This window comes from Micromonospora sp. LOL_025, from assembly GCF_048060285.1.
Classification (GTDB): Bacteria; Actinomycetota; Actinomycetes; order Mycobacteriales; family Micromonosporaceae; genus Micromonospora.
The window spans coordinates 23,507-44,154 of record NZ_JBHMIR010000018.1 but is presented as its reverse complement, the minus strand read 5'-3'; the positions used below and the strand labels follow the sequence as shown (position 1 = coordinate 44,154).

Below are 20,648 nucleotides of genomic sequence, written 5' to 3'. Positions count from 1 at the left end.
GGGGCCGTCTGTCCCTATGCCACCGGACGGGGCGGGGTCGGCGCGGGGCGCAGCGCCGCGAGCTGGATCTGCAACGCCAGCCGCGCGCGCGGCGAGTCGAGATCCACGGGGACGACCTCGGTGAGGCGACGCAACCGGTACCGGAGCGTGTTGGGATGCACGTGCAGCTGCCGGGCGGCCCGCTGCGGGTCGCCCTGCTGGTCGAGCCAGGCGGCGACCGTGGCGACGTAGTCGGTGCCGTGCTCGCGGTCGTGGGCCACGAGATCGGGCAGGGGGCCACCCACCAGCAGGTCGGCGCTCGGCACGGCGCCGACCACCCGGTGCACGACCACCTCCGCCCAGTGGTCCTCGAACCGCAGCACCGGGCCCCGCCGCCCGGTCGGGCCGCGCAACGCGAGCAGCTCCGCCGCCTCGGCGCGGGAGCGCGGCAGGTCCGTCAGGTTCCGGGCGACACCGCCGGATGCGGCGTACAGCCCGGGGTCCTGCGCGGCGACGTCGTGGACCAGCTTCTCCATCCACCGCCGGGACCCGGGCGAGGCCCCCTCGTCGACCAGGACGGCGAACAGGACCTCACCGACGTCCGCGAGCAGCGGCTGGCGCCAGCCGTGCCGACGGGTGATCGACTCCCACAGGGCGAGGTTGTCGACCATCTCCCCCGTCCCGCCGTGCGCGCCGAGGGCGACGACCCGCCACGGCCCCTCGGGGAGGGCCAGCTCCTCCCGGCCCATCCTCCCGGGGGCCCGCAGGACTGCCCGCAGGCGGTCGGCCGACACCCGGCGCGCGACGTCGGCCTGCACGCGCAGGCGGAGCAGGTGCAGGGCCAGCACGGACGCGGTGCCCTGGAGATCGCGCAGCCGCCCCGGCGGCACCGGGCCCTCGACGACGGCCCAGATCGAGCCGAGCAGCTCGCCTCCGGCGCGGATCGGGATGACGAGGCGGGGCAACGTCCCGTCCGGACCCTGCGGCACGAAGATCAACTCGCTGCCCGTCGCGAGCTTGCGGAAGACGCCCCGGGAACGGAAGTGGGCGATCACGTTGCCGGGGGCTCGACGACCGACGATCGTCGACACCCGCGCCGGGTCGGTGCGGTCCTGGCGCGAGGAGTAGGCCAGCACCCGGGACTGGGCGTCCTCGATCGTCACCGGCGCGTCGACCACGGCGGCGGTCGCGTCGGCGAGGGCGAACAGCTCGTCGTACACGCCGGGCTCCCCGGTCTCCGGCGAGCCGGGCGCGACGGCCCGGTCGATCATCCCGCGGAGCAGCCAGACGAGCTGGGCCCAGGAGCCGTGGCGCTGAAGCTCGACCAGGGTCAGGCGCCATCGGGCGGCGGCCGACGTCACGTCGGGGTGCGCGGCCAGCGGGGGCTTGAGCACCAGGCCGGCCGCCCCGGCCTCCTGGCAGCGGGCGACGACGGTGAGGGCCTGTTCCGGGGTCGCGATGCCCGCGCCGAGGACGAGGTCGCCGCTCTGGCCGGTCGTCGCGTCGTCGGGTTCGGCGAGGGTCACGTCGCGTACCTCCGCCTCGTCGGCGGCGACGACGACCTTGAGCAACGCGGCACCGGCCGCGTCCACCACGCCAGCCACGGTGAGCATGCCGCGATTGTGCCCCGATCTTGTGCGCCAGGGCCAATGACCTGGGCGATCATTGGCCGGAACGGACAATGATCTCCCGGCCCGGCGGGGACAGGATTGGCCACGATCCCTGTCGCGCCCGAAGGAGAAGACGCCATGTCCCCCGTCGAGTCAGTGCCCGCCCCCCAGCACGTCGCCGTCGTCGGCGCCGGGATGGTCGGGCTGGCCACCGCCTGGTTCCTGCAGGAGCGGGGGGTCCGGGTCACCGTGCTCGACCGTACGGGGGTCGCGGCGGGCGCGTCGTGGGGCAACGCGGGCTGGCTCACCCCCGGCATCACCACTCCCCTGCCGGAGCCCGCGGTGCTGCGGTACGGGGTGCGCGCCGTGCTGAGCCCGTCCTCGCCGGTCTACGTGCCGCCGCGCGCGGACGCCCGGCTGCTGCGGTTCCTGGCCGGCTTCGCGCGGCACAGCACGGCGTCGAGGTGGCAGAGCGCGATGCGGGCCCTCATCCCGATGAACCGCCGGGCGCTGGCGGCGTTCGACGCGCTGACGGCCGGCGGGGTCGCCGCGCCGACGCACGAGGCGAAGTCGTTCCTCGCCGCGTACCGGACCGAGGCCGAACGGTCGGTCCTGCTCGACGAGCTGGCGCACATCCACTCCGCCGGCCAGGGGATCGAGTTCGACGTCCTGACCGGGGCCGAGGCACGGGAGGTGGAGCCCTCCCTGTCGGACACGGTCGGTGCCGCCATCCGCCTGCACGACCAGCGCTACGTCAACCCGGGGCAGTACGTGCACGCGCTGGCCGACTCCGTGCGCGCGCGGGGCGGGGCGATCGTGGCCGGGGCGGACGTCGTCGACGTCCGCGACGAGGCGACCGGGGTCCGGGTGGTGACGTCCGCCGGCACCGACGAGCACTACGACGCGGTGGTGCTGGCGACCGGCACCTGGCTCGGCCAGTTGGCCCGGCGCTTCGGCGTCCGCACCCTCGTGCAGGCTGGCCGCGGCTACAGCTTCAGCGTCGCGATCGAGCACCTGCCGGCCGGTCCGGTCTACTTCCCCGCGCAGCGCGTGGCCTGCACGCCGCTGGGCGACCGGCTGCGCGTCGCCGGGATGATGGAGTTCCGCAGCGCCGAGGCGCCGCTGGACCGGCGCCGCATCTCGGCCATCGCCGAGGCCGCCCGACCACTGCTGCGGGGCGCCGACCTGGATGCCCGCACCGACGAGTGGGTCGGCTCGCGGCCCTGCACCCCCGACGGCCTTCCCCTGATCGGCCGGACCAGGTCGCCGCGCGTCTACGCCGCCGGTGGCCACGGCATGTGGGGCATCACCCTCGGCCCGCTCACGGGCGAACTGCTCGCCGAGCAGATCACCGGCGGCGGGCAGCCCGTCGAGCTGCGCCCGTTCGACCCACTGCGCTGACGGGCACCCGCCCGGAGTTCAGGAGCGGCCGGCCGCTCGACTGCCAGCCGTCCGATGACGCCGATGACGTTTCGTACCCAGCTCCATGACAGTTGTATGAGGAAGCTGTGGAAGTAACCGGGAGTGTTTTCGCCGCCCTTCCGGCGGGGGCAACACGCAGCTCGACGACAACTCTCCGGAAGGACGGCTCCACGTGGAAGTCACCGGTTTCTTCACCGCCATCATCATCGGCCTGATCATCGGGGTGCTGGGACGCCTGGTCGTCCCGGGCAAGCAGAACATCCCGATCTGGCTCACGCTGCTCATCGGTGTGGTGGCGGCGATCCTCGGCACCCTCGTCGCCGGGGCCCTGGGCGTCGACGACACCCGGGGGATCGACTGGATCGAGCTGGCCCTCCAGGTCGTCTTCGCCGCGATCGGTGTCGCCGTAGCCGCCGGCGCCTATGGTCGCCGACGCATCCGCTGACCTGTGCGTACGACGGCGCCGGCCCACTCTCGCGGCGGGCCGGCGCCGTCGTGTCCGCCGCGGTGCCGGGGACTGACCGTGACGCCCGTCCCCCTCGAAGGAGCGCGCCACCGAAGACGGGTGGCGCGCCTATCGGCGACAGTCGCAACCGACGCGGCCGTGGGCGGCCCGCCGGTGCGGCCCGGGCTCGCAGGCGGCGCAGAGCCGGGTCGACGGGCGGTGCGCCAGCTCCTCGATCGGGATGTCGCGGTCGCACCCTCCGCAGGTGCCGTACCGGCCCTGTTCCAGGTAGTGCAGCGCGGGCGATGTCACCCAGGGCCCGCCGCGTGGCGGCGGTCAACGCGCGGGCGGCGGGCGGCGCTGACGAGGCGCCCGCCGGGTCGGCGGCGCGACGATCGGCGCGACGGCGCCCCGGCGGACGCGGGCGACCGACGGCACGACGAGGCGACGGGTGATCGCACCCGCGGCGAGGTGGGTCCGCGGCCCGGTCGTCGGCGCCGGGGCGGAAAACTCCTGGTACGCCGCGGTGCGGGGCTGCCGGGAGGGGCCGGGGGCGATCACGGCGTCACCATAGACCGAACGCCGGCGTACCGGCCAGCGCCCGGCGCCCGGCGCCCGGGGGCCGTCGTAGGGTTGCCGGGTCGGTCCGGGCGGCCGTGACCCGTCGCACAGCCCCCGAAACTGGCGTGCGCGCGGACGACCCGGCGCTCTACGTTTCCGCCGTGACCCTCGACATCGTGAGCCTGGCGGACCGCCCCGACCTCGGCCGTTCCCTGGACGAGGACTTCGACGGGGCGTGGCCGCCGTTCATGCTGTGGGACCCGATGGGCGCGGTGTACTACGGCGTCGCCCACGACCTGTATCCCGACTTCGTGTTCGCCGCCGTCGACCCCGCCGAGCCCACCCGCGCGGTCGCCCGGGCGTACGCGGTGCCGCTGCGCTGGACGGAACCCGAGCTTCCCGACGGTGGTTGGGACCGGGTGATCCAGCGGTCCACCCTCAACCGCCTGACCGGCGCCGAAACGAACATCGTCTCGGCGTTGGAGATCTGCATCCGGCCCGATCGGCGCGGCACCGGGCTGTCCGCCGTGATGCTCGCCGCGATGCGGGAGGCCGTCGCGAAACGGGGCTACGACACGCTGGTCGCGCCCGTCCGACCGAGCGGCAAGCACACCCGGCCCGACCTGCCGATGACGGAGTACGCGGCGCAGGTCCGCGAGGACGGCCTGCCGGTCGACCCCTGGCTGCGGGTGCACGTCCGCGCGGGCGGACGCATCGAGCGCGTCGCCACCCGGTCGATGACGATCGCCGGGACCCTCGCCGACTGGCGTCGCTGGACGGGCCTGCCGTTCGACACCAGCGGGCCGGTCCGCGTGCCGGGGGCCCTCGTGCCGGTGCACTGCGACGTGGCGCACGACCACGCCGTCTACGTCGAGCCCAACGTCTGGGTCAGGCACCGGCTCTGATCGATCGCGCCGCGTTCGTCGCCACCGGGACCGCCTGACTCTGCCGGCGGCGATCCGCACTCACGGCGACGCGGGAGGCGGCCCGGTGTAGCCGCTGTTCCAGCGGAACCGATTGGGTGGCTGGGCGTACTCCTCGTTGACGTGCGCGAGCCAACCCGCCGTCCGGGCGACCGAGAAGATCACCTCGGCGGCACCCGGCCCCATGCCGGCCGCGTGCGACAACACGGCGACCGCGAAGTCGACGTTGGGCAGGGCGCCCCGCCGCTGCGCCGTGGCCGTCAGGTCGTCCACGGCCCGGCGCAGGTCCCCCTCGATCGGCAGGTCCGCGACGAGATCGAGCAGGGTCGCCGCACGCGGGTCGCCCGCCGGATACAGCGGATGCCCGAACCCGGGCAGGTTGCCGGCCCGCAGCCACTCGGCGATGGCGGCCGTCGCCCCGTCCCGCCGGGCGGCCTCGATCATCCGGTGGACGCCGCTGCCGATGGCTCCGTGCATCGGCCCGTCCAGCGCCCCGAGGCCCGCCAGCACCGCCGCGTAGGGGTTCGCCCGGGTCGAGGCCGCGACGCGTACCGCGATGGTCGACGCGGCCAGGTCGTGGTCGGCGAGCAGGACGAGCGCGGCGTTGAGCGCCCGGAGACCGGCCGCGGACGGCGGCGTGCCGGTCAGCCGCGACCACAGCCGGGCCGCGAGGCGCTCGTCGGCGGGCGCCCGCCCGGTCAGGGGCAGGGCGTCGACCATGGTGGACAGCAGCGCCGGCGCGAGGGCCGTCACGGTCGCGGGCGCCAGGTCGAAGCGCAGCGGGTCCATCGCGGCGGCGACGGCGACGACCACCGGCAGGCGGTCGAACAACCGTGCCCGGGCGGGCAGGTGGGCGCTCGCCGCCCTGGCCCTGTCGAGGGTCTCGGCGGACGCCGCGAAGGCGCCCCGGTGCCGTTCCCCCGTCCACAGCCAGTGCGCGACCTCCTCGAACGAGGTCGTCGGCGCGAGCGTGCCGGCGTCCAGCCCCCGGTAGTGCAGCCGCCCGTAGGCGATCAACGTGGTGGCGGTCCGCATCGCGGGGGCCGCGTCGCGGTCCGGCCGGGTGGCCTGCGTCCGGGCGGCCAGCCGCTCGACGTCGGCCAGCCGGAACCGGCTGATCCGCTCGCCGGGAACCTTGACCCGGGGGATCAACCCGCGACTGACGTACGCGTAGATCGTCTCCGGCTTGACGCGCAGGCGAAGCGCCGCCTCAGCGGTCGTCAGCAGCTGTTCCCCGGGCATGTGGGCATGGTCTTACATTGACTGTATCAACGTTGACTGTGCCCGCTCGACGGCGTGACGCTGCCCGCATGCCTGACACCATCACCGTTCCGCGCGGGCTCGCCGGCGTCGTGGTCACCGACACCACGATCGGCCGCGTCCGCGGCGCCGAGGGCTTCTACCACTACCGGCAGTACTCCGCGATCGACCTGGCCGAGCAGCGCACCCTGGAGGACGTCTGGGCGCTGCTCCTCGACGGTCGCCTGCCCGCCGATCCCACGGCACTGCGCCGCGAGATCGCGCCGCTGCGCCACATCCCGCCCGCCGTCGCCGCCGCGCTGCCCGACATCGCCGCGGCGTCGACGTCGCCGGACCCGATGGGCGGGTTACGCGCCGCGCTGGCCGTCGCCGGCCTCGCCGCCGGGGCCCGCCCGCTGTACGACACCTCGCCGGCGCAGCGCCGGGCGCAGGCCATGGCGCTCTGCGCGCTCACGCCCAGCCTGCTGGGCGCGCTGTTCCGGCTGCGGGCGGGGCTGGAGCCGGTCGAGTCGCGCGACGACCTGTCGCACGCGGCGAACTACCTGTACATGATCACCGGCGAGGAGCCGTCCGCCGCGCACGCCCGCGCGATCGAGCGCTACCTGATCGCGACCGTCGACCACGGATTCAACGCCTCCACCTTCACCGCCCGCGTCGTCGCCTCCACCGGGGCCGACATCTACGCCTGCGTCGGCGGCGCCCTCGGCGCGCTCTCCGGGCCGCTGCACGGCGGCGCGCCCAGCCGGGCCCTCGACACCCTCGACGCCATCGGCTCCCTCGACCGGGCCGACGCCTGGCTGCGCGAGCGGATCCTCAAGGGCGAGCGGATCATGGGCTTCGGGCACCCCGTCTACCGCACCGAGGACCCCCGCTCACGCCTGCTCAAGGGGATCGCCCGGTCCCTCGGCGGCGATCTGGTGGACTTCGCCGTGGCCGTCGAGGAGCGGGTCCTGTCGCTGCTGGCGGAACTGAAGCCGGGCCGGGAACTGCACACCAACGTGGAGTACTACGCCGGCGTGGTCATGCACCTGTGCGGGCTGCCCAGGGAGATGTTCACGCCGACGTTCGCCACCAGCCGGGTGATCGGATGGTGCGCCAACGTGCTGGAACAGGCCGAGGACTCGAAGATCATCCGGCCGGACTCGCGCTACGTCGGCGCCAGCGCGCCCCAACCGCTGCCGACCGTGGCCGCACCGTCGCTGGGCTAGCCCCGGTCCGATTCTCGTACGCGTCGCACGGCCGGCGCGACGAGGTCATCCGGTCGCGGGCGCGGCCCCGCCGCCGGGCCCGCCGCACGGGCAGGCCAGCCGCCGCACCGGTGGCAGCAACGCCACGGCCCCCGACGGCGCCGCGCCCGTCATCCGCGTTACCGGCCCGCCGGGGACGGCCGGCACGGTCGCCCCGCGAAGATCCGGCGTCGCGGCGGCGGGGACGTTCGCACCGAGAAGGTCCGACGTCACGGCGGGGGTGACGCCCCGAGGGGTCTCCGCGCGGTACGGCCGGCCGCCCCGCTCCGGTGCGGCCGTGCCGGCTGCGGCCAGCGTCACGAACGCCACCGCGACGACGGCGGCGGCGAGGGCCGCGCGGGGTCCGGCACGCAGCCCGCTCGACGGGGCCTGGTCCGGGCGGACCGGCGGCGGTGGCACCGGCCGCGCGCGCCGGTGCGCGGCCAGGAGCGCCTCGAGCTGCGCGGTGACGGCGGCCCGTTCACCGGTGGCGGCGGCGAAGGCGAGCGTGAGGTAGAAGCGGAAGTTCACGGTCCCGGCGGCGGGCACCCGCAGCCCGGCGAGCCGCCGCCCGTCGGTGGCGTGCAGCAGGGTGAGCGGGAGCGCGGGGTGGTGCGCGGGCCCCAGCAGGTCCGCGTACCTCCACTCGTGCCGCCGCCCGCGCTCCGAGGAGAAGGCGACGCGGTGGCTGGTCACGACGGCCAGTCCCGTGTCGAGGACCCGCGCGCCCCTCGGCAGCGCGCGGCCGGCGACGTCGTCGGTGGCGACGGTCAGGCCCGGCGCGGGCAGCCCGGTGCCGTGCCGCGCGTCCACCTCGATCAGGTCCGCGACCGGCAGCACCCGGTAGACGACCTCGTCGTCGTCGAGGGCCACCGGCAGGCCGGCACGCGGCTGCGTACAGCCGAGGAACCCGGCCGCCTCGATCCGCAGCCGGACCAGGTGGTCGTGGTGCCGCTGCCAGGCCGCGGACCGCGCGCCGTACGCGCGCCGCCGCCGGTGGTTCTCGCGCTGCGCCCACCTGATCCGCCACGCGGGCTGCGTCGACGCCGGGACCGCCATGATGGAGTACGAGGCTGCCGTCACGTCTCGTACAACCACCGGCCGGGCGCTGAGGAAACTGGTGCCGGTCGATACTTCCCATTGTTACCGGTAGGGGCGGTTCGGCCCTCGTTCCGGGCTACTGACCGTCCACGCCGCCGCACGGCGCCCCCACGCCCAGCCGCACCTGCGCCTGCCGCCCGGCCGAGCGAAGCACCATCGGCACGCAGGCCGGCCGCGCGACCCAGGTCCCGCCGGCGAAGGCCAGCCACTGCGGCCGACCCGTGCCGGGACCGCAGGCGTCCACCCGTACGCCCGCCGTGGGCGCGACCGCACCGCCCCAACCGATGCGGGCCTCGCCCTCCGGTCCCGGCGCCACCTGGATGTCGACCACCGCGCCGGAGCGCACCAGGAGCCCTCACTTGGCGAACAGCCTCAGGGCAGGGTCGGCGTGCCCCGACTCCGCCACCGGTAGGACAGGCGATTCGGGCACCGCGACGTCCCCCAGGACGATCCGGTAGCCGGCCGGCGGCTCCGGCAGGGTGTCGATCGCGTACGCGCACGCCACCTCGCCCGGACCGCCGGGTGTCGCGGCCGGCACCCCGCTGCCGCTCCCGGCGGCCCGCGTCGCGGGCCGGGAGTCCTCGGTCGGCTCCGGTGTGGACGTGCACGCCGCGAGCGACAGGAGCAGACAGCACACGACCGGCGCGCGACGCCACGTGTCGTCGTCCCGCATCACCCCATCCTGCCAGCTCGCCGGCCCGCCGAGGGGTCGACGACTTCTCCACCTTCGACGGCTGCCGACGCGGGAGGTGGATGCCGCCGGCAGGCGGCGGCACCAACCCGGGCACCGGGCGCACCGACCCCGCCGAGGACCGCCCTCGGGCGGGCTCAGGCCCCGCCGAGGGTCCGGGCGAACCGGCGGATGTCGTCGACGAGGAGCCCCGGCTGCTCCAGCCCCGGGAAGTGCCCCCCGCGGTCGTGCTCGGTCCACTGCACGATGTTCGGGAAGGCCTGGTCGGCCCAGGCCCGGACGGGTTGCGAGGGGTCGTGCGGGAAGACCGCCACCCCGAGCGGCACCGGCACCGGGGGCTGCTGTCGCGGCGCGGCGCTGACCGGGAGCATGTCCGCCGTCTCGTGGTAGAGCTGGGCGGAGGAGCCCGCGGTACGGGTGAACCAGTAGAGCGACACGTTGGTGAGCAGGCGGTCCCGGTCCACGGCGTCCTCCGGGCTCTTGCCGGAGTCGGTCCACTCCTTGAACTTCTCCACGATCCACGCGAGCTGCCCGACCGGGGAGTCGGTCAGGGCGTACGAGAGCGTCACCGGGCGGGTGGCCTGGATCTTCATGTAGCCGGACTCGTCGTCGACGAAGCGGGCCAGCCGGGCGAGCCGCCGGCCGGTGTCCTCGTCGAGCGCGCCCAGCTCGCGCGGGTCGCCGGGGGGCGGCGTGATCAGGAAGTTGACGTGCGCCCCGATCGCGTGCGGTACGTCCATCGCCGCGAGCGCGACCGTCACCCAGGAGCCGAAGTCGGTGCCCTGCGCCACGTAGCGGTCGTAACCGAGCCGGTTCATCAGCTCGGCCCACGCCCCGGCGATGCGCGGCACGCCCCAGCCGGTCCCGGTGAGCGGACCGGAGAAGCCGTACCCGGGAAGGGACGGGACCACCACGTGGAGGGCGTCCGCGGGGTCACCCCCGTGGGCGCGCGGATCGGTCAGCGGCCCGACGAGGTCGACGTACTCCAGGAAGCTTCCCGGCCAGCCGTGGGTGAGGACGAGCGGCGTCGCGTCCGGCTCCGGGGACCGCACGTGCAGGAAGTGCACCGTGGCGCCGTCGATCTCCGTGACGAACTGGGGGAACTCGTTCAGCCGCGCCTCGGCCGCCCGCCAGTCGTACCCGCTGCCCCAGTAGTCGGCCAGCTCCCGCAGGTAGGACTGCGGCACGCCGCGTTCCCAGCCGTCCGCGCCCGGCTCGTGCGGCCACCGGGTGTCGGCCAGTCGTCGGCGCAGGTCGTCGATGTCGGCCTGCGGTATCTCGATGCGGAACGGCTTCATCCCAGCGCCCTCCAGGGTCACGGCACGCGCGAGACTCACATCCTTGACGGCGTACGCGGGGGCGCGCACCTTCCGCCGTGCGCTCTGCCGCGCAGTATCGTCGTCCGATGCGTACGAGGGCGGAGCACGCGGTGAACCCCCACGGAGGAATCCCTCGGATCGTCGGGGCGGAGGAGCTCGCCGGCCTCACCGCCGGCCAGTTCCTGGACGTGGTGAAGGCCCTCACGGCGATCCTGACGCTGCCCCCGTCGGCCGCCCAGCACGTCGACGCCCTCGTCGTGGCCACCGGCCAGGGCGAACAGTGGCGGCTCCGCCACGCGATCCGCAGCTGGGAGGCGAACCCCGGCCTGCGTCACCTCCTGGTGACTAACGGGAACCCGGCCGAGGAGACCTACCTCGAACTCACGCTCGACCACCTGCGCGGCCTCGGCCTCCGTCACTGCGAGGGGGTCCGCCTCCAGGCCGGACCCGCCCCCCACACCGGCCGGCAGGCCGCCTGGATCGCCGAGCAGGCGCAGGGCCTCGGCATCGCGAGCCTCGCGCTCGCCGTCTCCCCCTACCACCTGCCTCGCGCCTACCTCACGGTCCTCAAGGCACTGGACAGGAAGAACCTCCGCCTGCCCGTCATCCCCGTCCCCGTGGCCGTCTCCCCCGACACGCCCGTCCCGGAGACCGGGGCCACCGCCTACGACCTCCTGCCGGGGGAGGTGAAACGGATCCTCACCTACATGGACGAGGGCCAGGTGAGCACCCTCGGGGAACTCCAGCAGTACCTGCGGTGGCTGTGGAGTCGCCATGGGTCCCTCCTCGTCGGGGCCCCGGCCGAGCCGGACGGCCCGACGGTGCGACGGCCCGACGGTCCGTCGGCGGCCCGGGTCGCGCTGCCCTGAGCAGAATCGCTCGCCTTCCGGTCCGTAGGGCCGGAGGCTGGGGGCATGGGAACGGGCTTCAGCGGCGAGGTGGCCACGTACTACGCGAGACACCGGCGCGGGTACCCCCCGGAGGTGATCGACGCCGTCGTCGGGGCCTTCGGTCTCGACGACGGCGACACGGTCGTCGACCTCGGCTGCGGCACCGGTCAGCTGAGCCTGCCGCTCGCCGCCCGCGTGGGCGCGGTCGTCGGCGTGGATCCGGAGCCGGACATGCTGGCGTTGGCCCGCCGGGCCGCCCTCGACGCGGGAGCGACCAACGCCGCATGGCTGCTCGGCGCGGACACCGACCTGCCCGTCCTGGGCCGGCTGCTGGGTGACGGGGCGGTCGGCGCCCTGTCCGTCGCCGTCGCGATCCACTTCATGGACCGCGAGGCGCTGTTCCGGGCCGCCCGGCCGCTGCTGCGCCCCGGCGGCGGGATCGTCGTGATCACCAACGGCGACCCGCTCTGGTCGCAGGACGCCGAGTGGTCCCAGGCCCTGCGCGGATGCCTGGAGGGGCTGCTCGGGCACCCCGTCACCGCGACGTGCCAGACCGACGCCGCCGGCCGCCGGCGCAACCGGGACGCCCTCGCCGCCGCCGGCTACCGCGTGGTGGAGTCGTCGGTGGAGTACGCCGCGCCGCTCACCGTGCACGACATGGTCGGCGGCGTCTTCTCCGCGATGTCAACCCACCTGCTGCCCTCGCCACCGGAGCGGGCCGCGTTCACCGCCGAGGTCCGCGACGCCCTCGGCGGGCGGGAGGCGGTCACCGAGCGGGTCCACGTCTCGCTCCAGTTCGGCCTGCCCGGCTGACCCGCCCGACGCCCGGCCGCCCACGAAGCGCAGGGGCCCCGCCGACATGGCGGGGCCCCTGCGTCGACGCTACGGTCGGGTGCCGGTCAGCACCAGCCGTTGATCGGGCCGTTCACCCCGCTCGCCAGGTAGGCGTCGGAGATCCAGGTGCCGTCGCTCAGCCGGTTCCACAGCGCGGTGGTGCCGTACCGCCCGGTGTGGGAGGTGCCGTTGGCGGAGCAGGAGACGGTGACGGTGGCGCCGTCGCCGACCGATCCCCGCACGGCGTAGCCGGTGCCGGGCCCGGACCGCTTGTTCACCGAGCCCCCACCGTTGGCGTCGACCACCGCCTGGTTGAAGCCCAGTGCCCCGTAGTTGTAGATGGCGCCGCCGGCGCCGATCCAGGCCGAGCCGTGCCGCGCGCCGCCCTGGTAGGGGCCGGCGCCGTTGACGAACTCCCACTTGCCGAGGCCGTGCCCGCCCATGGAGACGTAGGCGCTGTTCTGCCGCAGCCCGAAGTGGACGTGCCGGCCGGAGGCCGCCCCGCCGCAGGTGACGTCGGTGCCCGTGTAGCCCAGGTACGCGCCCTGGCCGACGGCGGCGCCGTTGACCGAGATGCTGCTCCACAGGTGGTAGTAGTCGGTGGAGTAGCCCCGGTCGTGGATCACCCGGATCCATCCCGTGCACATCGTGTACGCCGTGCCGGCCCGCGCCGCGCGGACCACCTGGTCGCCGCCGGCCAGGTCGATCGAGCTGTACGGCGTCTCGGAGCCGCCCCAGCCGTGCGGGCCGCCGGTCAGCGTCCAGGTCTGGCCCACCGCGAAGGGCAGGGCCATCCCGGTCCGGTAGTCGCCGCCCGCCTGCATGGTGCTCGGCGTACGCGTGAAGACCGCCTTCTCCTGCTTGTTCACCAGGGGCGACTCGGCGGCCAGCTCGCTGAACCCTGCCTCGCCGTCGAAGTTCACCCGCCACGTGCCGGCCTCCGCACGGGCGATGAAGATCGCGCCGGTCGGGTGGACGTCCTTCTCGTGGGAGGTGACGGCGACGGCGGTGCCGAAGGCCCACTGGCCGTTCTTGCGGGTGACGGTCACGCGGGTCTCGGAGCTCTCGGCGTGTTCCGCCGCGGGGCTGTCAGCGTGCTCCGCCGCGTGGCTGTCGGCGTGCTCCGCCTCCGTGGTGCGGACCTGCGCGCGAAGCTTGGCGGTGACGGCGTCCTCGACGCTCACGCGGAGCGGGTCCGAGGTGGGCGCGGCGTGCGCGGCGGTGCCCGCGACCAGGAGTTCCGCCGCCAGCAGGGCTGTGGCGATGCCTGCCCATCGTCTGATGTGCACCATTGACGACCTCTTTCAAATCGAAGGACATCGCTAAATGGTGCTGACGATAGACAGAACGAGGAAGATTGTCTACATGTTGACCCGCCGGCAATGAAGGTATGTTTCGGCGACGTGAGGTGAAGTCCCACGGTCGGCGGGCGGGGACCCGGCCGGATCCGGGACGCCGGTCAGTGCGGTAAGGCCCGGGGCGCGCCGCTCGATCTCGTCGCGGAAGTCTGCGTGGCGGGCGGGCGGGTCCGTTCAGAACAGCGTCGACGGCCCGACCGGCTCCGGCTCCGGCTCCGGCAGCGGCTCGACCTCGGGCAGGCGCGCCCGCACCTCGTCGTGGAACCGGCGGGCGAGCTCGGGCGCGTCGGCGTTGTCCGGGGTGTGCACGAACACCGTCGGCGACCGTCCCTCGCGCAGCCAGCCGGTCACCACGTCGAGCCACGGCTGCCAGCCCTCGACCGTGCGGGCGGGGTCGTCCCGGCCGAGGTACCGGACGATCGGCCGGTCGGTCAGCGCGCGGGTGCGTAGCGGCGTGCGCGGCTTCCTGGTCCACGCCTCGCGTTCCGCGTCGCTGGTCGGCGGGGTGCGGAAGAACGCGGTCGTGTCGAAGGGGATCCACTCCGCGCCGACGGTGGCGAGCGCCTCCTCCAGCGTCCGCGCCGCCCGGGGGTCGGCGAAGAACGCGGGGTGACGTACCTCCACGGCGTGCCGGTGGGCGGCGGGCAGCCCGCGCAGGAAGCGGGCCAGCGTGGGTACGTCGGCGGGGCCGAACGAGCCCGGCAGCTGGATCCAGAGGGCGTGGGCCCGTGGACCGAGGGGTTCGACGGCGTCCAGGAAGGCCCGGAGTTCCTCGTCGGCGCCGGCGAGCCGGCGCTCGTGCGTGACGACCTTCGGCAGCTTGGGCACGAACCGGAAGTCCGGGTCGGTCTGCCCCGCCCAGGACGCGACCGTCTCCCGGCTGGGGGTGGCGTAGAAGGTGGTGTTGCCCTCGACCGCCGTGCACCAGCCGGCGTACGCGCGCAGCCGCTCGTGGGCCGGCAGCGGGTGCGCCAGGTAGCGCCCCTGCCAGGACCTGTGCGTCCACATGGCGCACCCCACGTGCAGGCGCATCGGATCCTCCCACCGCTCGGCGGCGCGCCCGGGTTGACCCGCGCCGCGGGTACGGTATCCGGCCGCGCCGACGGGGGCGAGCCCAGGCGCGGGCGCCGGCCGTACCCGCGCGGTACGGCCGGCGCCCGGGTGTCCCGGTCCGGTCAGTCGCGGCCCCGGTCGTGCGGCACGGTGACCGTCACGGTGCAGCCGACCGGGCGCCCGATCTCGTCGTGACCCGCGTACGTCAGGGTGTAGACCCTGTCCCCACCGGCGCCGTCGCGTTCCGCCCGCAGCCGGCCGCTGGTGTCCGGGGTGCCGACGGTGAAGCCGCTGACGTCCGCGGCGTCGCCGCCGGTCACCGCCGTCAGGTTGAGCGCGTACGGGCCGAGGACCCCGTCGCGCAGGTCCGCCGTCACGGTGACGTCGACCATCTGGTGGTTCGGCGGCCACAGCACCGGCCGGTCCACCACGCAGTCCACCTCCCGGGTGGGCACCGGCTGGTCCAGGGTGGCGACGGCGTGGCCGATCGTCGCGGTCAGCCGCCCGCCGGCCTCGTAGTACATGTGCGCGGTGCGCCCGTCGAAGTAGAACGTCGGCGCGGCCGAGCGCCCCAGGTCCGGCGCGGCGACCATCGAGTCGTGCACGACGCCGAGGTGGACCTCCCGGTCGAAGTCGTCGCCGACGTCCACGGCGTGCATGTTGCCGTCGGCCGCGTGGAAGATCACCAGGTTGTGGCCGTTCCAGCGCAGGAAGAACGGGCCCGAGGCGTTCGGGCCCTGGACGCCCTGCGGGGTGACGATCGGGTCGGGCTGGATCGTCCAGGTCCGCGCGTCCGGGGAGACCGCCCAGCGAATCCGCCGGGACACCGGCCCGGTCGGCCCGGGCGGCGCGGCGGTCGGGTTGTCCATGAAGAGCATCAGGTACCGGCTGCCCAGCCGCGGCACGGCGTGCTCGAACACCCGGGCGTAGGAGGTCTCCCCGCCGGTGCTGTCGTCGCGGCTGACCGCCGTCCCGCCGTAGTCGAAGTGGATGCCGTCCTCGGACGTGGCGTACCGGGTGATCGAGTTCTCGCCGTGGAAGTAGAGGAACAACTTGCGCTCCCCCTCGACCCAGACCGCGTGCGGGGAGGAGATGTGGCTGACCGTGGAGTAGTGGGGCAGCCAGGTGTTGCCGACCAGCGGGTTGGCCCGGTACTCGGTCCACGGACCGTTGATCGAGTCCGCGTACGCCAGGGCGATCCCGCCGGGCCGCTCGTGGGGCGCGTAGTACAGGTAGTAGGTGCCCAGCGGGTTGGGGAAGTAGTCGGCGGCCCGGATGACGCTCGGGAAGATGAACTCGTTGGTCGGGTTGTAGGTCAGGGCGCTCTTGTCGAACGCGGTGCCCGCGTAGGTGAAGCGCGGGAAGTCGGGGGCCGGGTCGGCGGCGGCCGGAGCCGCACCGGCCAGCGCGGTCGCCAGCATGCCCGCGCCGGCTGCCGCCACGGCGGCGCGACCGGACACTCGGACGGGTGCTCTCGTCATCGCTGTTCCTGCCCTGTCGGTGGGTGGTGGGGATCCCCGGCCGCCCCGTACGGGCTGCCGGCGCACGGGGCCGTCGGCGGAAAGCTCAGGGGCGGGGACGGGTCCCCACCGGTGACGACTGTGGACGTCGCGCAGCGCGCCGCCGCAGGGCGGCGCGAAGTCACGCTGCGTGAGACGGCTGGCCACCACGAGGGTGGGCGGGCCGCCCAGGTCGATTGCTAATACGTATTACCATCTATCCTTCTCGCATGTTGCTCGACCCGGACGAGTCTTGTCAAGAGGTCGGCTGCCGGCCCCGGCGGGACGGCCGGCCGGCCCCGACGGGAGCCACCCACCCCTGTGGGCCGCGCCGATCGACCGGAGCTAATCCGCATTACTCCAGGGACTTCATCCCGAAGAAATCTCTGCGCCCACCCCTTGACACAAACCCGGTCGGCCCGCCAGGCTCCTCCCCAACGCCGAGCGCTAATACGCATTAGCCGCACCGGAAGGACCTGTTGTGCCCTCTACACCCCGACGCGTCACTCAGCGTGACATCGCGCGGCTGGCCGGCGTCAGTCAGGCGACCGTGTCGCTGGTGCTCAACAACCGGGCCGACGCCGATGTGCGCATCGCGCCCGAGACCCGCGACCGCGTGCTGCGGACCATCGCCGAGACCGGGTACGCCGCCGATCCCGTGGCCCGCCGGCTCGCCGCACGGTTCAACCGGATCATCGGCGTCTTCACCTACGAGCCCGCCTTCCCCAGCGGCAGCCGCGACTTCTTCCACCCCTTCCTGCTGGGCATCGAGGAGTACGCGGAGCGGGCCGGCTGCGACCTGCTGCTGTTCACCAGCGCCCCGGTGGTGGACGGGCGGCGACGCATCTTCCACCAGGACAACCGGCTCCGCCTCGCCGACGGCTGCATCCTGCTCGGGCGGGAGATCGACGCCGCGGAGCTGCACCGGCTCAACCGCGACGGCTTCCCGTACGTCGCCGTCGGGCGCCGCGACGACGCCGGCGGCCCGGTGCCGTACGTCGGCGCCGACTACGCGGCGGCGGTGGGCGAACTGGTCGTCCTGGCCCTCGCCCACGGCCACCGGCGCCTGGCCTACCTGAACACGGACCTGAGCGCGGAGTCCTCGGCGGACCGGCGGCGCGGGTTCGTCGCCGCCGCGACGGCCGCGGAGAGCGCCCGCCACCTCACGACCGTCGCCCAGGACGCCGAGGCCATCCTCGACGACCTGCTGGCCGACCGCACCACGGTGGCCTTCGTCGAGGACTTCGCCACCGCCGTGGCGCTGGAACTGGCCAGCCGGCGGCGCGGCCTGAGCGTGCCCGGCGACCTGTCGATCCTGACGCTCGGCGACCCGACGGTCCCGGTCCCCACCGACCTGGCGTTCACCGGATTCCGCATCCCCCGCGAGGAGATGGGCCGGCAGTCGGTCGAGGTGCTCGCCAGCGTCATCGACGGCAGCGCCGTCGGCGTCCAGCAGCGGCTCCTGCCCTGCGAACTCGTCGAGGGCGACACCCTCGGCACCCCTGATCGGCGGTCCACCGCAGCTGAGCGGTGACCGTGCAACCCGGAAGGAAGCAAGTGGTACAGATGCGTGCGGACGTCCTCGTCGTCGGGGGCGGGCTGGGCGGGGTGGCGGCGGCGCTCGCCGCGGCCCGGGCCGGCCGGTCGGTCATCCTGACCGAGGAGTTCGACTGGCTCGGCGGACAGCTCACCAGCCAGGCCGTCCCGCCGGACGAGCACTCCTGGATCGAACAGTTCGGAGCCACCGCGAGCTACCGGGCCCTGCGCACCGGGATCCGCGACTACTACCGCCGGCACTACCCGCTCACCGAGCGGTCGCGGGCCTGGACCGACCTCAACCCGGGAGCCGGCTGGGTGAGCCGGGTCTGCCACGAGCCCCGGGTGGCCGTCGCCGTCATCGAGCAGATGCTGGCGCCGTTCCTCGGCTCCGGCCGGCTGAGGGTGCTCCAGCCGTACCGGCCGGTCGCCGCGGAGACCGACGGGGACCGGGTGGTCGGCGTGACCGTCGCGCACCGCGACCGCGACGAGCGGATCGACCTCGTCGCGCCGTACATCCTCGACGCGACGGAGACCGGCGAGCTGCTGCCGTTGACCGGCACCGAGTACGTCACCGGCTTCGAGTCCCAGGCCGACACCGGCGAGCCCAGCGCGCCGGCCGAGGCGCAGCCGATGAACATGCAGGCCGTCTCCGTCTGCTTCGCCCTCGACCAGGTCGACGGCGACCACACCATCGAGCGGCCGGCCAACTACGACTTCTGGCGCGACTACAAGCCCGACTTCTGGGGCGACCGGCTGCTGTCCTGGCGCTCGCCGCACCCGCGCACCCTGGAGATCGTCGAGCGCAGCTTCACCCCCAACCCGGACGACGACCCGCTGGCCGTCAACGCCGACCAGCGGCTCAACCCCGGCGACGGCAACCTCTGGACGTTCCGGCGCATCGCCGCCCGGCGCAACTTCACCGACGGCGCGTACGACAGCGACATCACGCTGGTGAACTGGCCGATGATCGACTACTTCGAGGGTCCGGTCATCGACGTGCCGAACGCGTCGTGGCACCTGAGCAAGGCCCGCGAGCTGTCGTACTCGGTGCTCTACTGGATGCAGACCGAGGCGCCCCGGCCGGACGGCGGGACCGGCTTCCCGGGCCTGCGCCTGCGCGGCGACGTGACCGGCAGCCGTGACGGCCTGGCGCAGGCGCCCTACATCCGGGAGTCGCGCCGGATCCGGGCCGAGTACACGGTGGTCGAGCAGGACCTGTCGCTGGCCGTGCGCGGCGAGCACGGCGCGGTCGCCTACCCGGACTCGATCGGCGTCGGCATGTACCGCATCGACCTGCACCCCTCCACCGGTGGCGACAACTACATCGACGTCGGGTCGTGCCCGTTCGAGATCCCGCTGGGCGCGCTGATCCCGCAGCGGGTCGAGAACCTGCTCCCGGCCGGCAAGAACATCGGCACCACCCACATCACCAACGGCAGCTACCGGCTGCACCCGGTCGAGTGGAACGTCGGCGAGGTCGCCGGCCTGCTCGCCGACTTCTGTCTGGCGCGGGGCGAGTCCCCGCGCGCGGTCCGCGGCACCCCCCGCCTGCTGGCCGACTTCCAGGACCGCCTCTCGGCGGCCGGCGTGGAATCGCGCTGGCCTCAGATCGCGGGCTACTGAACACCCCCGTTTAGGAGAAGATCATGAGATTGGGAAAGGCTGTGCGCGGTGTCGCGGCGACACTGGCCGGTGTCCTCGCGCTGACCGCCTGCGGTGGCGGTGACGAGGCCGAGAACAAGGGTCCGGCCAGTCTGCGGATGACCGTCTGGTCCGCCAACGAGGCGCACCTCAAGCTCTTCAACGAGATCGCCGACGAGTACCGCAAGACCAACCCGGACGTCGCGGCGATCACGTTCGACCCGCTGCCGTTCGAGAACTACACCACGACGCTGACCACGCAGATCGCCGGCGGCAACGCGCCCGACCTGGCCTGGGTGTTCGAGAACTCGGCCCCCGACTTCGTCGCCTCCGGCGCACTGCTGCCGCTGGACGACAAGCTCAAGAAGACCGAGGGCTACCAGTACGAGGACATCTCCCCCGCCACGCTCAAGCTCTGGCAGAACGGGGGCAAGCTGTACGCGTACCCGTTCTCCACCTCGCCGTTCGGGGTCTTCGTCAACACCGACCTGCTCAAGAAGGCCGGGCAGAAGACCCCGGCCGAGCTGATCGCGGCCGGGCAGTGGAACTGGGACACCGCGCTGACCGTCGCCGGCGCCACCGCCGGCGTGACCGGCAAGGCCGGCCTGGTGATCCGCGACTTCGACTACAAGGGCTGGGACAACCTGTCGACCGTGTGGACGGGTTGGGGCGCCCAGGCGTGGAGCGAGGACGGCAAGTCCTGCGGCTTCGCCGCCCCGGAGATGGTCGAGGCGATGACCACCCTGCACAAGGCGATCTTCACCGGCAAGGCGCTGCCCGGCCCGGGTACGACCGCCGACTTCTTCGCCGGTGACGCCGCCATGACCGTCACCCAGATCTCCCGCGCCTCGCTGCTGAAGCCGGACGGCTTCGGCTGGGACCTGGTGCCACTGCCGGCCGGGCCGAAGGGGAGCTACTCCGTGGTCGGTCAGGCCGGCGTCGGCGTGATGAAGAAGAGCAAGAACGCGGACGCGGCGGCGGGCTTCCTCGCCTTCCTGACGAACCCCACCAACTCGGCCAAGCTGGCCCAGTTCTTCCCGCCGCCGCGCCAGTCGCAGCTCACCGCGGAGACGCTGGCCAAGTCGAACCCGACGCTCAAGCCCGAGCAGTTGCAGAAGGTCGTCATCGACGGCATCACCAACGGCGTGGTCAAGCCCAGTCACGCCGGGCAGGCCGAGCTCAGCCAGCAGGTGCGCGCCGGGCTCGACCCGCTCTGGAAGGCCGACGCGGACGTCAAGGCCGTCCTCGACGGTGTCTGCACCAAGATCCAGCCGCTGCTGGCGAAGTAGGGCAGCCT

18 protein-coding genes are annotated in these 20,648 nt (G+C 74.0%); 9 read left to right on the top strand and 9 right to left on the bottom strand.

All coding sequences use genetic code 11. The features are described from left to right. Positions 1 to 14 precede the first annotated feature (14 nt). Positions 15 to 1,592 (bottom strand): helix-turn-helix domain-containing protein, encoded by a 1,578-nt coding sequence (locus ACFHW0_RS21100; RefSeq protein WP_416610116.1) that lies wholly within the window; start codon positions 1,590 to 1,592, stop codon positions 15 to 17. A gap of 135 nt (positions 1,593 to 1,727) precedes the next feature. Between ACFHW0_RS21100 and ACFHW0_RS21095 the strand changes: the two genes are divergently transcribed. From ACFHW0_RS21095 to ACFHW0_RS21085, 3 genes are all read left to right on the top strand, one after another. Next, positions 1,728 to 2,990, top strand: a complete 1,263-nt coding sequence (locus ACFHW0_RS21095) for an NAD(P)/FAD-dependent oxidoreductase (protein ID WP_416610114.1) — start codon at positions 1,728 to 1,730, stop codon at positions 2,988 to 2,990. Positions 2,991 to 3,183: 193 nt separating this feature from the next. Further along, on the top strand, positions 3,184 to 3,456 hold the full coding sequence (locus ACFHW0_RS21090) for a GlsB/YeaQ/YmgE family stress response membrane protein (RefSeq protein ID WP_416610112.1): 273 nt from the start codon (positions 3,184 to 3,186) through the stop codon (positions 3,454 to 3,456). Between the two features lie 722 nt (positions 3,457 to 4,178). Then, positions 4,179 to 4,922: an N-acetyltransferase gene (locus tag ACFHW0_RS21085; protein ID WP_416610110.1), complete on the top strand. Its 744-nt coding sequence runs from the start codon at positions 4,179 to 4,181 to the stop codon at positions 4,920 to 4,922. Between the two features lie 60 nt (positions 4,923 to 4,982). Here ACFHW0_RS21085 and ACFHW0_RS21080 read toward each other — a convergent pair whose 3' ends face one another. Then, complete coding sequence (locus tag ACFHW0_RS21080) at positions 4,983 to 6,182, bottom strand: citrate/2-methylcitrate synthase (protein WP_416610108.1); 1,200 nt, start codon at positions 6,180 to 6,182, stop codon at positions 4,983 to 4,985. 68 nt (positions 6,183 to 6,250) lie between these two features. Here ACFHW0_RS21080 and ACFHW0_RS21075 point away from each other — a divergent pair, with 68 nt between their 5' ends. Then, complete coding sequence (locus tag ACFHW0_RS21075; protein ID WP_416610106.1) at positions 6,251 to 7,408, top strand: citrate/2-methylcitrate synthase; 1,158 nt, start codon at positions 6,251 to 6,253, stop codon at positions 7,406 to 7,408. 45 nt (positions 7,409 to 7,453) lie between these two features. Here the strand turns inward: ACFHW0_RS21075 and ACFHW0_RS21070 are convergent, their stop codons facing one another. The 4 genes from ACFHW0_RS21070 to ACFHW0_RS21055 all read right to left on the bottom strand — a co-directional run bounded on the left by ACFHW0_RS21070 (position 7,454) and on the right by ACFHW0_RS21055 (position 10,516). After that, complete coding sequence (locus tag ACFHW0_RS21070; RefSeq protein WP_416610104.1) at positions 7,454 to 8,509, bottom strand: hypothetical protein; 1,056 nt, start codon at positions 8,507 to 8,509, stop codon at positions 7,454 to 7,456. A gap of 94 nt (positions 8,510 to 8,603) precedes the next feature. After that, positions 8,604 to 8,873 carry a hypothetical protein gene (locus tag ACFHW0_RS21065; RefSeq protein WP_416610103.1) on the bottom strand — a complete coding sequence of 90 codons (270 nt, stop codon included), beginning with the start codon at positions 8,871 to 8,873 and terminating at the stop codon, positions 8,604 to 8,606. 9 nt (positions 8,874 to 8,882) lie between these two features. Next, positions 8,883 to 9,200 (bottom strand): hypothetical protein, encoded by a 318-nt coding sequence (locus ACFHW0_RS21060; RefSeq protein WP_416610101.1) that lies wholly within the window; start codon positions 9,198 to 9,200, stop codon positions 8,883 to 8,885. A gap of 155 nt (positions 9,201 to 9,355) precedes the next feature. Continuing rightward, positions 9,356 to 10,516, bottom strand: a complete 1,161-nt coding sequence (locus ACFHW0_RS21055; RefSeq protein WP_416610099.1) for an epoxide hydrolase family protein — start codon at positions 10,514 to 10,516, stop codon at positions 9,356 to 9,358. 131 nt (positions 10,517 to 10,647) lie between these two features. Between ACFHW0_RS21055 and ACFHW0_RS21050 the strand changes: the two genes are divergently transcribed. Then, on the top strand, positions 10,648 to 11,406 hold the full coding sequence (locus ACFHW0_RS21050; RefSeq protein ID WP_416610233.1) for an ElyC/SanA/YdcF family protein: 759 nt from the start codon (positions 10,648 to 10,650) through the stop codon (positions 11,404 to 11,406). A 45-nt stretch (positions 11,407 to 11,451) separates the two neighbouring features. Continuing rightward, complete coding sequence (locus ACFHW0_RS21045; protein WP_416610097.1) at positions 11,452 to 12,240, top strand: class I SAM-dependent methyltransferase; 789 nt, start codon at positions 11,452 to 11,454, stop codon at positions 12,238 to 12,240. A gap of 86 nt (positions 12,241 to 12,326) precedes the next feature. On the opposite strand, the gene ACFHW0_RS21040 is transcribed toward ACFHW0_RS21045, so the two are convergent. From ACFHW0_RS21040 to ACFHW0_RS21030, 3 genes are all read right to left on the bottom strand, one after another. After that, the gene (locus ACFHW0_RS21040; protein WP_416610095.1) at positions 12,327 to 13,553 is read right to left on the bottom strand and encodes a peptidoglycan DD-metalloendopeptidase family protein; all 1,227 of its coding nucleotides are present in this window, start codon (positions 13,551 to 13,553) and stop codon (positions 12,327 to 12,329) included. Positions 13,554 to 13,793: 240 nt separating this feature from the next. Further along, positions 13,794 to 14,627 (bottom strand): DUF72 domain-containing protein, encoded by an 834-nt coding sequence (locus ACFHW0_RS21035; RefSeq protein ID WP_416610231.1) that lies wholly within the window; start codon positions 14,625 to 14,627, stop codon positions 13,794 to 13,796. A 167-nt stretch (positions 14,628 to 14,794) separates the two neighbouring features. Further along, the gene (locus ACFHW0_RS21030; RefSeq protein WP_416610093.1) at positions 14,795 to 16,153 is read right to left on the bottom strand and encodes a hypothetical protein; all 1,359 of its coding nucleotides are present in this window, start codon (positions 16,151 to 16,153) and stop codon (positions 14,795 to 14,797) included. 499 nt (positions 16,154 to 16,652) lie between these two features. Between ACFHW0_RS21030 and ACFHW0_RS21025 the strand changes: the two genes are divergently transcribed. The 3 genes from ACFHW0_RS21025 to ACFHW0_RS21015 are packed head-to-tail and all read left to right on the top strand — an operon-like array spanning position 16,653 to position 20,640. Next, positions 16,653 to 17,705, top strand: a complete 1,053-nt coding sequence (locus tag ACFHW0_RS21025; protein ID WP_416610091.1) for a LacI family DNA-binding transcriptional regulator — start codon at positions 16,653 to 16,655, stop codon at positions 17,703 to 17,705. Positions 17,706 to 17,737: 32 nt separating this feature from the next. Beyond that, positions 17,738 to 19,333 carry an FAD-dependent oxidoreductase gene (locus ACFHW0_RS21020; protein ID WP_416610089.1) on the top strand — a complete coding sequence of 532 codons (1,596 nt, stop codon included), beginning with the start codon at positions 17,738 to 17,740 and terminating at the stop codon, positions 19,331 to 19,333. 23 nt (positions 19,334 to 19,356) lie between these two features. Then, the gene (locus tag ACFHW0_RS21015) at positions 19,357 to 20,640 is read left to right on the top strand and encodes an ABC transporter substrate-binding protein (RefSeq protein ID WP_416610087.1); all 1,284 of its coding nucleotides are present in this window, start codon (positions 19,357 to 19,359) and stop codon (positions 20,638 to 20,640) included. Positions 20,641 to 20,648 lie beyond the last annotated feature (8 nt).

Coding starts and splice junctions, on each gene's coding strand:
- ACFHW0_RS21015 (WP_416610087.1), top strand. CDS start 19,357: ATGAGATTGGGAAAGGCTGTGCGCGGTGTCGCGGCGACACTGGCCGGT.
- ACFHW0_RS21020 (WP_416610089.1), top strand. CDS start 17,738: ATGCGTGCGGACGTCCTCGTCGTCGGGGGCGGGCTGGGCGGGGTGGCG.
- ACFHW0_RS21075 (WP_416610106.1), top strand. CDS start 6,251: ATGCCTGACACCATCACCGTTCCGCGCGGGCTCGCCGGCGTCGTGGTC.
- ACFHW0_RS21080 (WP_416610108.1), bottom strand. CDS start 6,182: ATGCCCGGGGAACAGCTGCTGACGACCGCTGAGGCGGCGCTTCGCCTG.
- ACFHW0_RS21100 (WP_416610116.1), bottom strand. CDS start 1,592: ATGCTCACCGTGGCTGGCGTGGTGGACGCGGCCGGTGCCGCGTTGCTC.
- ACFHW0_RS21060 (WP_416610101.1), bottom strand. CDS start 9,200: ATGCGGGACGACGACACGTGGCGTCGCGCGCCGGTCGTGTGCTGTCTG.
- ACFHW0_RS21055 (WP_416610099.1), bottom strand. CDS start 10,516: ATGAAGCCGTTCCGCATCGAGATACCGCAGGCCGACATCGACGACCTG.
- ACFHW0_RS21030 (WP_416610093.1), bottom strand. CDS start 16,153: ATGACGAGAGCACCCGTCCGAGTGTCCGGTCGCGCCGCCGTGGCGGCA.
- ACFHW0_RS21035 (WP_416610231.1), bottom strand. CDS start 14,627: ATGTGGACGCACAGGTCCTGGCAGGGGCGCTACCTGGCGCACCCGCTG.
- ACFHW0_RS21040 (WP_416610095.1), bottom strand. CDS start 13,553: ATGGTGCACATCAGACGATGGGCAGGCATCGCCACAGCCCTGCTGGCG.
- ACFHW0_RS21045 (WP_416610097.1), top strand. CDS start 11,452: ATGGGAACGGGCTTCAGCGGCGAGGTGGCCACGTACTACGCGAGACAC.
- ACFHW0_RS21095 (WP_416610114.1), top strand. CDS start 1,728: ATGTCCCCCGTCGAGTCAGTGCCCGCCCCCCAGCACGTCGCCGTCGTC.